The organism is Geodermatophilus nigrescens (assembly GCF_900129495.1).
GTDB classification, from domain to species: Bacteria; Actinomycetota; Actinomycetes; order Mycobacteriales; family Geodermatophilaceae; genus Geodermatophilus; species Geodermatophilus nigrescens.
Map to the genome: position 1 here is coordinate 1,177,635 of NZ_FQVX01000001.1, position 14,619 is coordinate 1,192,253.

General features: G+C 75.5%; 13 protein-coding genes and 2 tRNA genes. 9 read left to right on the forward strand and 6 right to left on the reverse strand.

The features are described 5' to 3' along the window. From BUE37_RS05900 to BUE37_RS05910, 3 genes are read right to left on the reverse strand one after another with little or no spacing between them, the layout of a single operon-like run. A complete protein-coding gene (locus BUE37_RS05900; RefSeq protein ID WP_073419126.1) occupies nucleotides 1-801 on the reverse strand; it encodes a hypothetical protein in 801 nt (266 codons plus the stop codon). Then, nucleotides 794-1,465: a response regulator gene (locus BUE37_RS05905; protein WP_245794317.1), complete on the reverse strand. Its 672-nt coding sequence runs from the start codon at nucleotides 1,463-1,465 to the stop codon at nucleotides 794-796. Before BUE37_RS05905 ends, BUE37_RS05900 begins: the two co-directional genes overlap by 8 nt. Next, nucleotides 1,456-2,748, reverse strand: a complete 1,293-nt coding sequence (locus BUE37_RS05910) for a sensor histidine kinase (protein WP_083628330.1) — start codon at nucleotides 2,746-2,748, stop codon at nucleotides 1,456-1,458. The genes BUE37_RS05905 and BUE37_RS05910 overlap by 10 nt, the downstream gene beginning before the upstream one ends. 219 nt (nucleotides 2,749-2,967) lie before the next feature. Here BUE37_RS05910 and BUE37_RS05915 point away from each other — a divergent pair, with 219 nt between their 5' ends. From BUE37_RS05915 to BUE37_RS05925, 3 genes are all read left to right on the forward strand, one after another. Further along, nucleotides 2,968-4,605, forward strand: coding sequence for a hypothetical protein (locus BUE37_RS05915; protein ID WP_073419127.1), 1,638 nt, complete (start codon nucleotides 2,968-2,970; stop codon nucleotides 4,603-4,605). Nucleotides 4,606-4,690: 85 nt separating this feature from the next. After that, complete coding sequence (locus tag BUE37_RS05920; RefSeq protein ID WP_083628332.1) at nucleotides 4,691-5,692, forward strand: sigma-70 family RNA polymerase sigma factor; 1,002 nt, start codon at nucleotides 4,691-4,693, stop codon at nucleotides 5,690-5,692. Between the two features lie 122 nt (nucleotides 5,693-5,814). Further along, entirely contained in the window at nucleotides 5,815-6,336 is a 522-nt protein-coding gene (locus tag BUE37_RS05925) for a DUF4396 domain-containing protein (protein ID WP_073419128.1), read from the forward strand. 24 nt (nucleotides 6,337-6,360) lie between these two features. On the opposite strand, the gene BUE37_RS05930 is transcribed toward BUE37_RS05925, so the two are convergent. Beyond that, a complete protein-coding gene (locus tag BUE37_RS05930) occupies nucleotides 6,361-7,752 on the reverse strand; it encodes an FAD-binding oxidoreductase (protein WP_073419129.1) in 1,392 nt (463 codons plus the stop codon). Between the two features lie 34 nt (nucleotides 7,753-7,786). Here BUE37_RS05930 and BUE37_RS05935 point away from each other — a divergent pair, with 34 nt between their 5' ends. Continuing rightward, complete coding sequence (locus BUE37_RS05935) at nucleotides 7,787-8,611, forward strand: M55 family metallopeptidase (protein WP_073419130.1); 825 nt, start codon at nucleotides 7,787-7,789, stop codon at nucleotides 8,609-8,611. 12 nt (nucleotides 8,612-8,623) lie between these two features. Here the strand turns inward: BUE37_RS05935 and BUE37_RS05940 are convergent, their stop codons facing one another. Together BUE37_RS05940 and BUE37_RS05945 are read right to left on the reverse strand one after the other, a co-directional pair. Beyond that, the gene (locus tag BUE37_RS05940; protein WP_073419131.1) at nucleotides 8,624-9,385 is read right to left on the reverse strand and encodes an SDR family NAD(P)-dependent oxidoreductase; all 762 of its coding nucleotides are present in this window, start codon (nucleotides 9,383-9,385) and stop codon (nucleotides 8,624-8,626) included. 145 nt (nucleotides 9,386-9,530) lie between these two features. Further along, nucleotides 9,531-9,604, reverse strand: a tRNA-Gly gene (locus BUE37_RS05945). A gap of 45 nt (nucleotides 9,605-9,649) precedes the next feature. Between BUE37_RS05945 and BUE37_RS05950 the strand changes: the two genes are divergently transcribed. From BUE37_RS05950 to BUE37_RS05970, 5 genes are all read left to right on the forward strand, one after another. After that, nucleotides 9,650-11,113 carry an amidase gene (locus BUE37_RS05950; protein ID WP_073419132.1) on the forward strand — a complete coding sequence of 488 codons (1,464 nt, stop codon included), beginning with the start codon at nucleotides 9,650-9,652 and terminating at the stop codon, nucleotides 11,111-11,113. Between the two features lie 14 nt (nucleotides 11,114-11,127). Next, a tRNA-Pro gene (locus tag BUE37_RS05955) sits at nucleotides 11,128-11,201 on the forward strand. An 85-nt stretch (nucleotides 11,202-11,286) separates the two neighbouring features. Beyond that, complete coding sequence (gene tig / locus BUE37_RS05960; protein ID WP_073419133.1) at nucleotides 11,287-12,810, forward strand: trigger factor; 1,524 nt, start codon at nucleotides 11,287-11,289, stop codon at nucleotides 12,808-12,810. A gap of 251 nt (nucleotides 12,811-13,061) precedes the next feature. Beyond that, a complete protein-coding gene (locus BUE37_RS05965; RefSeq protein ID WP_425432411.1) occupies nucleotides 13,062-13,697 on the forward strand; it encodes an ATP-dependent Clp protease proteolytic subunit in 636 nt (211 codons plus the stop codon). A 16-nt stretch (nucleotides 13,698-13,713) separates the two neighbouring features. Continuing rightward, nucleotides 13,714-14,346, forward strand: coding sequence for an ATP-dependent Clp protease proteolytic subunit (locus BUE37_RS05970; RefSeq protein WP_073419134.1), 633 nt, complete (start codon nucleotides 13,714-13,716; stop codon nucleotides 14,344-14,346). Nucleotides 14,347-14,619 lie beyond the last annotated feature (273 nt).

Here is a 14,619-nt window from a genome sequence, read left to right on the forward strand (position 1 = left end):
TCAGCCGGGCAGCGCGACCCCGTCGTCGAGCAGGCTGAGGTCGCCGCAGGTGACCGAGCGGGCCGCCTCCACCTGGGCGGGCGGGGCGTCGGAGACGGTGATGCTCACGTCCGTGTTGCTGGCCCGCGGGCCGTCGAGGCGCACGGCGGTGGCGGTGTAGCCCGTGCCGTCGTCGGCGGCGTCGAGGCCGGCCAGGTCGCGCACGCCGTCGCCGTCGACGTCGACGCAGCCCACCCCGGTGCCGTAGCCGGTGAACCCGAGGTCGAAGGCGTACGGGGCGCCCTCCGGGTCCGTCACCGGCACGATCTCGCAGCCGCTGAGCGCGAACAGCAGCACCTGCCGGCCGTCGTCGGCGAGCGCCACCAGCTCGCCCTCGCCGGTGACGTCGGCGACCAGGACCGAGCGCGTCACCGGGCTGGCCGACGGGAACGGCGCGGACGCGCCGCCGCCGGAGGCCGTCGCGACGCCGAAGCGCACCTCGCCGTCGCCGGCGTCGGCGATCCACGCGGTGTCGGGCCGGTCGTCGCCGTCGACGTCGATCGTCGGCCGGGAGGCCGCGCCGTCGGGCACGCCCGCCGCGCCGTCGACGGGGCAGCCAGCCGGGTCGTCGGAGGCCGGGGTCGGCGAGGGGGTGGCGGAGGCCGACGTCGACGACGGCGCCGCGCCCGGCAGCTCCTCGTCGTCGGGGGTGGCCACGTCGGCGCAGCCGGAGAGCAGGACGGCGGTCAGCAGCAGGAGCACCGGGCGGCGGGTCACGGGCACCACCGTGGTCTGCCGGAGGGCCGGGGGCCAGTCAGCCACGCAGGTAGGCCAGCGTCGCCATGACCCGGCTGTTGCGGTCCTCGTCCGGCGCGAGGCCGAGCTTGGCGAAGATCCGCTGCGTGTGCTTCTCCACCGCGCCCGGGGTGACCACCAGCGCCCGGGCGATGGCGGTGTTCGAGTGGCCCTCGGCGATGAGGCCGAGCACCTCCCGCTCCCGCGGGGTGAGCCGGCGCACCGGGTCGTCGCCGCGGCGGCGGGCGAACAGCTGGGCCACCACCTGCGGGTCGAGCACCGTGCCGCCGGCGACCACCTCGGCGAGCGCGGCGAGCAGCTGGTCGAGGTCGGTCACCCGGTCCTTGAGCAGGTAGCCGGCGCCGCCGCGGCCGTCGGCGAGCAGCTCGTCGGCGTAGGCCACCTCGACGTACTGCGACAGCACCAGCACCGCCGTCCCCGGCACCGCCCGGCGGACCTCGACGGCGGCGCGCAGCCCCTCGTCGGTGTGGGTGGGCGGCATCCGCACGTCGACGACGGCCACGTCGGGCCGGTGCTCGCCGACGGCGCGCACCAGCGACGGGCCGTCGCCGACCGCGGCCACCACGGTGGTGCCCGCCTCCTCGAGCAGCCGGACCAGCCCCTCGCGGAGCAGGACCGAGTCCTCGGCGAGCACCACCCGCAGCGGCCGGCCCTCCGGGGTCAGCCCCACGGCAGCTCGGCGGTGGTCCGGGTGGGGCCCCCGCGCGGGCTCTCGACGGTCAGCACGCCGTCGACGGCGCGCAGCCGGTCGGCCAGCCCCGCCAGGCCGTGCCCGGGCACCAGCTGCGCCCCGCCGATGCCGTCGTCCTCGACGACGACCCGCAGCGCGTCGCCCGCCCGCGCCACCTCGACCCGGCAGACCCCGGCGCCGCTGTGCTTGGCCACGTTGGCCAGCGCCTCGCTGACGACGAAGTAGGCGGTGTTCTCGGTGACCGGGGCCAGCCGCCCCTCGGGCAGGTCGACGGCGAGCTCCACCGGCACCGGCGAGCGGGCGGCCAGCGCGGCGAGCGCGGCGGCCAGGCCGCGGTCGGCGAGCACCGGCGGGGCGATGCCGCGGGACAGCGCCCGCAGCTCCTCCAGCGCCTCGCGGGCGAGGACGCCGGCCTCGGCGAGGGTGGTGCGGGCGGCGGCCGGGTCGCGGTCGAGCTGCCGCTGGGCGCGGGAGAGGTCCATGCCCAGGCGGACGAGGTGCTGCTGCGGGCCGTCGTGGATGTCGCGCTCGAGCCGGCGCAGCGCCACCGCCTCGGCGGCGACGGCGGCGTCACGGCCGCGCGACAGCCGGCCGATCTCGGCCTGCGTGGCGGCGCGGGAGGTCAGCAGCACCCGGCCGAGGGACGCCTGCAGCACCGCCACGGCGCGGACGGCGAAGGGCAGCACCAGCGCGCCGACCAGGCCGATGAGCGTGTAGCCGGTGACGCGCAGCAGGCTGCCGCCCTCGAACCCGAGCAGCTCGAAGAGGTCCTCGTTGTCCCCCTGCGGCAGCGCCCAGTCCCACAGGCCGTAGCTCAACCCGCCGAGGGCGAGCGCCCAGAACGCCACGGTGACCGAGAACGCCAGCACCGCCAGCGGGAAGCGGAGCACCGCGTGCAGCACGTCGAGCCAGGACTGCGGGTCGCGCAGCGGGGTGAGCATCCGCCGCACCCGGCCGCCGTCGGGCCGCAGGTAGGCCGGGCGGGGGAGCGGGCGGCCGAGCACCGCGGGCAGCTGCGCCCGCTCGATGCCGGCCAGGCCGCGGGCGGCGAGCAGGGTGACGGCGAGGACGGCGACGCCCACCCAGATCACCAGGGTGCCCACGCCGAGGGCGATCCCGGTGACGGCGAGGACGAAGCCGGCGATCCCGAGCGGGAAGGACAGCAGGGCGTAGCCGGAGTCGACCAGCAGCTGGCGCACGCGCGGGGACCGGGCGTGCGACGGGGCGGTGTCGGTGGGCATCACGAGGGTGTCGGTGGTCATGTCCCGAGCCTGGCGACGCGGCGGCGCCCGGCCGATCCCGTCAGCCGGTCGATCCGCTGTCGGGCTGGCCCGACACCCTGCGCCGCCGCGTCCATGTCGGGCGCGATGCTCCCGGCTCCCGGGCCGCGGTGTCCAGCACCTCGTAGGGTCGTCGGGGTCGGGCGAGCCGCCGTCGTCGCGTCCCCCGCGACCGGGCGCCCGGCGGACGGAGGTCCCCGCGTGCGACACAGGGCCGCGCCCCTCGCCGTCAGTGCCCTGCTGCTGGCCGCCGGCTGCACCTCGTCGGGGTCCGGCGGGGACGACGACGCCGGCCCCGCGTCGGTCGCCGCCGCGGCGCCCGGCGAGCGGCTCACCGTGGTCGCCGACGCCGAGCCCGTGGCCGCCGCGGTGAGCACCAGCCGCGCGCTGTTCGAGGAGGCCGGCGTCGTGGTGGTCGCGCCCGACGGCGACCGCGCCGCCGCGCTGCTCGGCGCCTCGGCCGCCGTCGGCCTCGGCGTGCCGCTGCTGCTCGACCCCGAGGGCGAGGACGGCGACGAGGCCGTCGCCGGGGAGCTCGACCGGCTCGGCGCCACCACCGTGCTCGCCGTCGGCGCCGACACCGCGCCCGGCGACGCCGACGTCGTCTCCGTGCCCGCCACCGCCGACGCCGTCGCCGCGGCCACCGGCCTCGACCTCGCCGAGGCCGACCCGGTGGCCGAGGGCGGCGAGGCCGCGGCGGTCGCCGGGCTGGACCCCGAGGCCCCGGCCGCGCTGCGCCCCGAGGACGGCGACGACGCGGCCGAGGGCGAGGCCTCCGGGGAGCTGTCCGAGGTCGAGCGCGCCGAGCCGCTGGAGGGCACCGTCGTCCTCTCCGACGGCGACCCCGCGGCGCTGGCCGGTGTCGCCACCGCGCGGGCCGCCGGCGCCACCGTGCAGGTGACCGACGGGCAGACCGACCCGCGCGGCTCGGCCGACGTCGTCGACGCGGTCGCGGGCGCCGACACCGTCGTCGCGCTGGGCGCGGGCTTCGGCGCCGAGGACGGGCTGGACTGGAAGCTGGAGACCGCGGCCACCGGCGCCCAGCTCCCGGGCGGTGGCCAGGTGCTGTTCCCGCAGCACTTCCTCGTCGCCCTGTACGGCCACCCCGGCACCGGCGCGCTCGGCGTGCTGGGGGAGCAGGACGTGCCGGCCACCGTGCAGCGCGCCCGCGACACCGCCGCGCCCTACGAGGCGCTGGTGCCCGACGCCACCGTCGTGCCGGCCTTCGAGATCATCGCCACCGTCGCCTCGGAGTTCCCGACCGAGGGCAACGACTACTCCTACGAGGCGCCGGTCGAGGAGCTGCGGCCGCTGGTCGAGGCCGCCGGCGAGGCCGGGATCTACGTCGTCCTGGACCTGCAGCCCGGCCGCACCGACTTCGTCACGCAGGCCGAGGTCTACCGGCCGCTGCTGGAGCTGCCGCACGTCGGGCTGGCGCTGGACCCCGAGTGGCGGCTGGGCCCGAACGAGGTGCACCTGACCCAGATCGGCTCGGTCGACGTCGAGGAGGTCAACCGCGTGGTCACCTGGCTGGCCGACCTCACCCGCGAGAACCGGCTGCCGCAGAAGCTGCTCGTGCTGCACCAGTTCCGGGTGGACATGATCCCGGGCCGCGAGCGGGTGGACCTCTCCCGCGACGAGCTCTCGGTGATGGTGCACGCCGACGGGCAGGGGCCCCAGCCGAGCAAGCAGGACACCTGGCGGGTGCTGCGCGGCATCGGCCCCGAGGGGCTGACCTGGGGCTGGAAGAACTTCTACGACGAGGACGCCCCGATGCTCACGCCCGAGGAGACGATCGCCCAGGTCTCCCCGCGCCCGGAGCTGGTCACCTACCAGTAGCCCGCCGGGGACTCCCGTTCGGTCGGTGCCCCGTGGTGGACTGACGCCCGCCGACGGGGTTGTCGACGAGGAGAGGTGGTCTGCGGTGACCAGCGTGCTGCGCGGGGTGTCCGGCGAGCTCGACCCACGGTTGCTCGAGCACCGGCGGGAGCTGACCGGCTACTGCTACCGGATGCTCGGGTCGAGCTTCGACGCCGACGACGCGGTGCAGGAGACGATGGTCCGCGCCTGGAAGAGCCTGGGCGACTTCGAGGGCCGCTCGTCGCTGCGCTCCTGGCTGTACCGGATCGCCACCAACGTCTGCCTCGACCAGCTCTCGGGCCGCCAGCGCCGGGCGCTGCCCATGGACCTCTCGGGCCAGTCGTGGTCGCCGGTGGAGGCGTCGCTGGCCGCCAAGCGGCCGGCCGAGGCGTGGGTGGAGCCGGTGCTCGACCGGCAGGTCCTGCCCGAGGACGGCGACCCGGCCGAGCGCGCGGTGGCCCGCGAGTCGGTGCGGCTGGCGTTCGTCGCGGCGCTGCAGCACCTGCCGCCCCGCCAGCGCGTGGTGCTGCTGCTGCGCGACGTGCTGCGCTGGCGGGCCGACGAGGTGGCCGAGCTGCTCGACAGCACGGTCGCCTCGGTGAACAGCGCGCTGCAGCGGGCCCGCGCCACGCTCGCGGCCGTGGGCGGCGACCCGGAGGAGCGCCCGCTCGACGCCGACCACCGCGAGCTGCTCACCCGCTACCTCGACGCGTTCGAGCGCTACGACATCGACGCGTTCGTCAAGCTGCTGCACGAGGACGCCACGCAGCACATGCCGCCGTTCGAGATGTGGCTGGGCAGCGCCGCCGACATCGGCACCTGGATGCTCGGCCCGGGCAGCGGCTGCCGGAACTCGCGGCTCATGCTCACCGAGGCGAACGGCTCGCCGGCCGTCGCGCAGTGGCGGCCCACCGACGACGGCGGCCACGTGCCCTGGGCGCTGCACGTGCTGGAGATCGAGGACGGCCGGATCCGGCACATCACCAGCTTCCTCGACCTCGACAACGACCTGTTCGCCCGTCTCGGGCTGCCCGTCGCGGCCCCGGAGGGCGTCGCCGTCCCCTGACGCCGCCCGCTCCTCGCCACCGCCGCTCCGCCCGCCCGGGTGGGGCGGCGGTGCCGTGTCCGGGGTGGTTGCGTTGTATACCCCCGGGGGGTACAACGGTCGCGTCGACCGGAGGAGGGGACATGCACACCGACCACACGCCCGCGACGACCCACGGCACCCACGGGACGGCGGGCTACGCGGCGCACGGACACGGATCCCACGGCGGCCCGGTCAGCTGGGCCGCGGCCGCGCAGGCCACGCTGCACTGCCTCGTCGGCTGCGCCATCGGCGAGGTGCTCGGCATGGTGATCGGCACGGCGCTCGGGTGGTCCGCCGGCGCCACGGTCGCGCTGGCCGTCGGGCTGGCGTTCGTCTTCGGCTACGCGTTCACCATGCGCGGCGTGCTGCGCGCCGGGCTGCCGTTCCGCCGGGCGCTGCGGGTGGCGCTGGCCGCCGACACCGTCTCGATCGCGGTCATGGAGCTCGTCGACAACGGCGTCATGCTCGGCGTCCCCGGCGCGATGGAGGCGGGCCTGGACTCGGCGTTCTTCTGGGGCGCGCTCGCCGTCGCGCTGGCCGTGGCGTTCGTCGTCACCACGCCGGTGAACCGCTGGCTGATGGGCCGTGGGCGCGGGCACGCCGTCGTCCACGCCCTGCACTGAGCCGGCCGCCGGCCCGCTCGGGCCTCACTCGTCGGGCAGCACCTTGCCGGGGTTGAGGATGCCGAGCGGGTCGAGCGCCGCCTTGACCGCGCGCTGCATCGCCACCACCGCGGGGCTCTGCTCGAGCGCCAGGCCCGACCGCTTGAGCAGGCCCACGCCGTGCTCGCCGGTGACGGTGCCGCCGAGCGCGACGGCGTCGCGCATGATCTCGGCGAACGCCACCTGGGCGCGCTCGCGGGCGGCGTCGTCGCCGGGCGGCGTGATGATCAGCGGGTGCAGGTTGCCGTCGCCGGCGTGCGCGATGTTGGCGATGAGCACGTCGTTGCGCCGGGCCGCGGCCTCCACCCGGCCGAGCATCTCCGGGACGGCGGCCTTCGGCACGCACACGTCCTCGGTGAGCACCGGGCCCAGCCGCTCGACGGCGGGGTAGGCGAGCCGGCGGGCGGAGAACAGCGCCTCGGCCTCGGCGGGGTCGGTGGAGGCGGCGGCCCAGGTGGCGCCGGCGTCGGTGAAGCAGCGCAGCATCCCGTCGGCCTCGGCGTCGCCGGCCGGGCCGGGGGCGTCGGAGCGGCCGAGCAGGACGACGTCGGCATCGACCGACAGGCCCATGTTCTTCCAGGCGTCGACGGCGGCCAGGCAGTGCCGGTCCACCAGCTCCAGCGCCGACGGCACGATGCCCGCCGCGCCGACCGCCTCCACCGCGCGGCCGGCGTCGACCACCGAGGCGAAGTAGCCGACGACCGTGCGCTCGGCCGGGCGGGCCGGGCGCAGCCGCACGGTCACCTCGGTGACGATCCCGAGGGTGCCCTCCGAGCCGACCATCAGCCCGGCGAGGTCGTAGCCGACGACGCCCTTCGCCGTCCGCCGGCCCAGCCGCACCAGCTCGCCGGTGCCGGTGACCACCTCGAGCTCGAGGACGTAGTCGCGGGTGACGCCGTACTTCACGCAGCACAGCCCGCCGGCGTTGGTGGCCACGTTGCCGCCGATGGTCGACCACGGCGCGCTCGCCGGGTCCGGCGGGTACCACAGGCCCTGCGCCGCGCAGGCCGCGCGCAGGTCGTCGTTGACCACGCCGGGCTGGACGACGGCGTAGCGCTCGACCGGGTCGATGGCCCGGATCTCCCGCATGGCCTCGGTGGAGACGACCACGCACCCGTCGACGGCGTTGGCCCCGCCGGACAGGCCGGTGCCGGCGCCACGGGTCACGACCGGCGCCCGGTGCGCCACGCAGGCGCGCACGACGGCCTGCACCTCGGCCGACGTCCGCGGCCGGACGACGGCGACCGGCCGGCCGTGCGGCGCCCACTCGGCCTCGTCGTGCACGTAGGAGGCGACGACGTCGTCGTCGAGCAGCAGCCGGTCGGCGGGGAGCGCGGCGCGGAGGGCCTCGACGACCCCGGTGCTGAGGGTGGTCACGGGGACAGTCAACCCCTGCGTCGAGGATGGGCCGGTGAAGGTCTACCTCTCCTCCGACATGGAGGGCACCGCCGGAGTCGTCGACTGGGACCAGTGCCGCGGCCCGGGCGGCGAGTACGAGCACTACCGGCGGCTGCTGCAGGACGAGGTCAACGCGGCGATCGCCGGCGCCCTCGACGCGGGGGCCACGCAGTTCCTCGTCAACGACTCGCACTCGACGATGCAGAACCTGCGGCCCGGCGAGCTGCTCGGGCGGGCGCGCTACCTGTCGGGCCGGCACAAGCCGATGTACATGATGGAGGGCCTCGACGCGTCCTTCGACGCCGTCTTCCTGGTCAGCTACCACGGCTCGATGGCCGCGGAGCCCTCCACGCTGTCGCACACCTACAACCCGCGGGCGATCGCGCGGGTGACGCTGAACGGCGTCGAGGTGGGGGAGTCGGGCATCAACGCGCTGGTGGCGCTCGGCCACGGCGTGCCGGTGGTGCTGGTGACCGGTGACGACACGACGGCCGACGAGGCGCGGGCCGTGTGTCCGGGGGTCACCGCCGTCGTGGTGAAGCGGTCGGTGAGCCGGTTCGCCGCCGACAGCCTGCACCCCGACGAGGCCTGCCGGCTGATCCGCGAGGGCGCGGCCGCGGCCCTGCGCGGCCTCGACGGCGCGCGGCTGCCGGCGATCGACCTGCCGGCGACGCTGGAGGTCACCTTCCGCAACGCGGACCTGGCCGAGATGGCCACGAGGATCGTCGGGGTGGAGCGGGCCGGGACGCTCGCGGTGACGATCACCGGCGAGGACCCGGTGGAGCTCTACCGGACGTTCGTGACCGTCGTGCTGCTGACGCGGGGGATCGCGGAGTAGGGGCGGCCGCCGTCACCAGGGGACGGGCACGCCCTCCCACGTGGTGAACGTGCCCGTCGGGCCGTCCGGCCCGAGGCGGGCGACCCGCACCACCTCCCGCGCGGCGTCCTCGACCGAGTCCGTCCCCTCGAAGTTGGTGAGGGCGGTCCGGGCGAAGCCCGGCGAGACCAGGTTGACCTTGATGCCGGTCCCCTCCAGCTCGAGCGCCATGGCCAGCGTGACGGCGTTGAGGGCGGTCTTCGAGGCGCCGTAGACCGGCTCGAACGCGGAGCGGAGCGGGAAGGCCGGGTCGGCGACGGTCGTCAGGGAGCCGAGCGCGCTGGTGACGTTGACGATGCGCGCGTCGGGCGACCGCCGGAGCAGCGGCAGGACGGCCTGGTACAGCGCCAGGACGCCGAAGACGTTCACTCCCCACACCGCGCGCACGTCGTCGAGCGGGGCGGTGCTGGGCCTCGACGTCGCGCGGAACGCGGCCACGTCCAGGCCGGTGCGCGTGGTGGAGATGCCGGCGTTGTTGACGAGGAGGTCGAGCCGGCCGGCCTCCTCGCCGATCCGCGCGGCGGCCGCCGCGATCGAGACCGCGTCGGTGACGTCGAGCTGGAGGGCGGTGGCGCCGCCGCCGATCCCGGCCGCCGCCTCCCGGCCGCGGGCGAGGTCGCGGGAGCCGACGTAGACGGCCACCCCGTCGGCGGCCAGCTCCCGTGCCACCTGCCTGCCCATCCCTTGGTTGGCCCCCGTGACGAGGGCGGTGCGTGTGGCGGGCACGGCGGGCATGGCGGACCTCGTCTCGTCGGCGGTCGGAGCCGGGCGGACGGAGTCGGCGCCGCGCCCTCGACGACGAGCCTGGGCGACCGCCGGCGGGCGAGGGAGGGCCTGCGGGTCCTGGGATCGGCGGTCCCCGCGGACGGGGACGGAGGTGTGGAGCGGGTGACGAGAATCGAACTCGCGTAGCCAGTTTGGAAGACTGGGGCTCTACCATTGAGCTACACCCGCGAGGTGCCCGACCAGCGTACCGGCACCCCCGATAGCGTCCGCCGCGTGACGCAGACCACCGAGCTCGACGCCACCGCGCAGGCCGACCTCGTCCGCCGCGGTGAGGTGTCCCCGGCCGAGCTGGTCGACGCCGCGATCGCCCGCATCGAGGCCACGAACCCGCAGCTCGACGCCGTCCTCCGGGACCGCTTCGACGCCGCCCGCGCCGAGGCCGCGGGCGACCTGCCCGACGGTCCTTTCCGCGGCGTGCCGCTGCTGCTCAAGGACATGGGCTGCCACATGGCGGGGGAGGAGACCGCCTACGGGCTGGCGCCGCTGCAGCAGGCCGGCATCCGCTGGCGCCGCGACAGCCACCTCGCCACGGCCTTCCGCGCCGCCGGGTTCGTCGTCCTCGGCCGCACCAACGTGCCGGAGCTCGGCACCACCGTCACCACGGAGCCCGCCGCCAACGCGCCCGCCCGCAACCCGTGGGACCCGGCCCGCTCCACCGGCGGGTCCAGCGGCGGATCGGCCGCGGCGGTCGCCGCCGGGATGGTGCCGGTCGCGCACGCCAGCGACGGCGGCGGCTCCATCCGCATCCCGGCGAGCGAGTGCGGCCTGGTCGGCCTCAAGCCCACCCGCGCCCGCGTGAGCCAGGGTCCCGACGTCGGCGAGGGCTGGGCCGGCGCCACGATCGACGGGGTCGTCACCCGCACCGTCCGCGACACCGCCGCCGTCCTCGACGTCATCGGCCGCCCGATGCCCGGCGACCCCTACGCCGCCCCGCCGCTGCCGCGCCTGCTGCTCGAGGAGCTCGGCGCCCCGGTCGCCGGGCTGCGTGCCGGCCTGTGCGCCTCCCCGCCCGACGACCGGTGGCTCGACGACCCGGCCTGCCGCGAGGCGGTCGCCGTCGCCGGGCGGCTGCTCGAGGCCCTCGGCGTCGTCGTCGAGGAGGCACACCCGGCCGCGTTCTTCGAGGACGACTTCTCCCGGCACTTCAACACCACGGTCGCCGCCGACACCGCCCGCACCCTCGCCGACCTCGAGCGCGTGGTCGGCCGCCCGATCCCCGACGACGAGATCGAGCCGCGCAACGCCCGCTACCGCGTCACCGGCGGCCGGCTGACCGCCCCCGACTACCTCGCCGCCCGCGCCTGGCTCGGCTCCTGGTCCCGCCGGATGGCCGCCTTTTGGACGCCGGCCCCCGACGGCGGCCGGGGCTTCGACCTGCTGGTCACCCCGACCGTGGGCGCCCCGCCGCCGGAGCTCGGCTGGTTCACCGCGGCCGGCCCGCGCGAGGAGGGCCGCCGCGTCTCCTCCTTCATCCCCTGGACGGCGCAGCTCAACGTCACCGGCCAGCCCGCCGTCAGCCTGCCGCTGCACACCACCGACGGCGGCCTGCCGGTCGGCGTCCAGGTGGTCGCCGCGGCCGGCCGGGAGGACCTGCTGGTCCGCGTGGCGGCCGCGCTGGAGGAGGCGGCGCCGTGGGCGGGACGGCGTCCGGCCGTCCGACCGGGGAGGCCCGCCTAGACTCGACGGCGCCACGGGGTGTGGCGCAGCTTGGTAGCGCACCCGCTTTGGGAGCGGGGGGCCGTGGGTTCGAATCCCGCCACCCCGACCCCGCCCCCGGCGTCTCTAGACTCGGGGGTCGACCCGGCGCCGTCCCGGCGTCCCCGTCCGTCGTACCGAGGAGCACTGCCGCTGTGAAGAGCACCATCGAGGAACTGGGCCCCACGCGGGTCCGGATGGCGATCGAGGTGCCGTGGGGGGACCTGGACCACGCCTTCGGTGAGGTCTACAAGGAGCTCAAGAAGCAGGTCCGCGTCCCCGGCTTCCGCCCCGGCAAGGTGCCCGAGCGGGTGCTCGACCAGCGCGTCGGCCGCCCCGTCGTCCTCGAGCAGGTCGTGCAGCACGCGATCCCCGAGGTCTACTCCGAGGTCGTCCGCGAGAACCAGGTCCGCGTCCTGGGCCAGCCCGACATCGAGGTGACCCGCCTCGACGACAACGACACCCTCGCCTTCACCGCCGAGGTCGACGTCGCGCCGAAGATCGAGCTGCCGTCCCTGGACGACCTCGCGGTCACCGTCGACGACGTCGAGGTCACCGACGAGGAGATCGACGAGCAGGTCGCGGTCATGCGCGAGCGCTTCGCGATGCTCACCGCCGTCGAGCGGGCCGCGGAGGACGGCGACCACGTGTCCCTCGACCTCGAGGCGCGCGTCGACGACGAGGTCCTCGAGGACGGCACCACCAGCGGCATGTCCTACGAGGTGGGCTCCGGCTCGCTCATGGAGGGCCTCGACGACGCCGTCCGCGGGCTGTCGGCCGACGAGTCGGCGACCTTCCGGACGGACCTGCACCAGGGCCCCTACGCCGGCCAGCAGGCCGACGTCACCGTCACCGTCCGCTCGGTGAAGGCCAAGGACCTGCCCGAGCTCGACGACGAGTTCGCCTCCACCGCGAGCGAGTTCGACACCCTCGCCGAGCTGCGCGACGACGTCCGCACCCGCCTGGGCCGCGCCAAGACGATGCAGCAGGGTGCGCAGGCCCGCGACAAGTTGGTCGAGCACCTGCTCGAGGCCACCGAGGTGCCCGTGCCCGAGGGCCTGGTCGCCCGCGAGGTCGAGTGGCGCAACCAGTCGCTGTCGCAGGAGCTGCAGCGCGCCGGCATGACCTGGGAGACCTTCCTGCAGGCCGGCGGCGTCGAGAGCCGCGAGGCCTACGACGCGGACCTGTCGAAGCAGGTCGAGGAGGCCGTCCGCACCCAGTTCATCCTGGACGCGGTCGCCGACGCCCGGGAGATCACCGTCGACAACGACGACCTCTCCGCGCAGATCATGGCCCAGGCCTCCCGCCAGCGCGTGAGCCCGGAGCAGTACGCCCAGCAGCTGCAGCAGGGCGGCAACATCGCCGAGTTCGTCGCCGACGTGCGCCGCACCAAGGCGCTGGCCCAGCTGCTCGAGCAGACGACGATCACCGACGCCTCGGGCAACACCGTCGACCTCGACGCGCTGCGCCCGCAGACCGTCCGGGCCGGCGCCGGGTCCGAGGACGCCGAGGAGACCGCCGCCGAGGAGACCGCCGCCGAGGAGACCGCCGCCGAGGAGACCGCCGCCGAGACCGACGCCGACGCCGACGAGGCGCCCGACGCCGAGGTCGCCGACGCGGCCGCCGTCGAGGCGACCGAGGGTGCCACCGAGGACACCGAGGACGTCGCCAAGAGCTGACGCGCCGGACCGTCCGACGACGCCGTCCTGCCCCGCACGCGCGGGGGAGGGCGGCGTCGTCGCGTCCGGGGCCGGGTCCCGCTGCGCCGACGGCGAACAGGCCCCCGCGCCGGGACTCCGGGCCCGGGGGTGCGCGTTAGGGTCGACGTGACTCGGGGTGGAGGCCGGGGGTACGGCCCGCCAGGGCCGCCGGCCCCGCTCCCGCCCACCGAGACCGACTCGAACCACCGCCAACGGAGGTCACCACACCCGTGAGCACCGACCCGAACCCGGCGTACTCCCCGCTCCTGCGGGGCGGCGCCGGTGGGATGAACCTCAACGACTCGGTCTACGAGCGCCTGCTGCGCGAGCGCATCATCTTCCTGGGCACCCAGGTCGACGACGTCATCGCCAACCAGCTGGCCGCGCAGATGCTCCTGCTGTCGGCCGAGGACCCCAAGAGCGACATCCACCTGTACATCAACTCGCCCGGCGGCTCCGTCAGCGCGGGCATGGCCATCTACGACACGATGCAGTTCATCGACTGCGACGTCGCCACCTACGGGATGGGCCTGGCCGCCTCGATGGGCCAGTTCCTGCTCACCGCGGGCACCAAGGGCAAGCGCTACGCCCTGCCGCACGCGCGGATCATGATGCACCAGCCCTCCGCCGGCGTCGGCGGCACCGCGGCCGACATCGCCATCCAGGCCGACCTGTTCCGCCGCACCAAGCGCGAGCTCAACGAGCTGCAGTCGCTGCACACCGGCCAGCCGGTCGAGCAGATCGAGCGCGACTCCGACCGCGACCGCTGGTTCACCGCGCAGGAGGCGCTCGAGTACGGCTTCGTCGACCACGTCGTCAGCCGCGCCACCATGACCGACAGCGCCAACCCGGTCACCGACAACTGAGTCCGGAGGGATCCCGATGAGCAACCCCCAGATGCCCTCCAGCCGTTACGTGCTGCCCTCCTTCGTGGAGCGGACCAGCTACGGCATGAAGGAGTCGAACCCGTACAACAAGCTCTTCGAGGAGCGCATCATCTTCCTCGGGGTGCAGATCGACGACGCGTCGGCCAACGACGTCATGGCCCAGCTGATCACGCTGGAGTCGGCCGACCCGGACCGCGACATCACCATCTACATCAACTCGCCCGGTGGCTCGTTCACGTCGCTGATGGCCATCTACGACACGATGATGTTCGTCCGGCCCGACATCCAGACCGTGTGCATGGGCCAGGCCGCCTCGGCCGCCGCCGTCCTGCTCGCCGCCGGCACCCCCGGCAAGCGGCTGGCGCTGCCGTACTCCCGCGTGCTGATCCACCAGCCCTCCGGTGAGGCCGGCGGCCAGGTGTCGGACCTCGAGATCCACGCCGCCGAGATCGAGCGGGTGCGCACGCAGATGGAGGAGATCCTCGCGCGCCACACCGGCCGCACCGCCGAGCAGGTCCGCTCCGACATCGACCGCGACAAGATCCTGACGGCCAACGAGGCCAAGGAGTACGGCCTCGTCGACCAGGTCGTGCAGAGCCGGAAGCTCAACGCGTTCGCCACGGCGTGAGCCGGTCGTCCCCCGGACGGTGCGGGAAGAGTTCGCGCGTGTCGCGTCCGCAGCCCGTACCGTTCGGGGGGCAGTGCCGGGAGTGACGAGCGAGTCGAGCGCCCCCGGCGCACCGGGGCGTCGGAGCCCCGCGGCGTCGGCGGTGACAGGTACCGTCGGCGAGCGCCCGATCCCCGGCCGGCAACGCCGGGAGGACCGTCCTCGCGGCACCCGCCACCAGCGGGACCGAGCACGGGCACATCAGTGACACATCATCTGCAGGTCCGCTTCCCC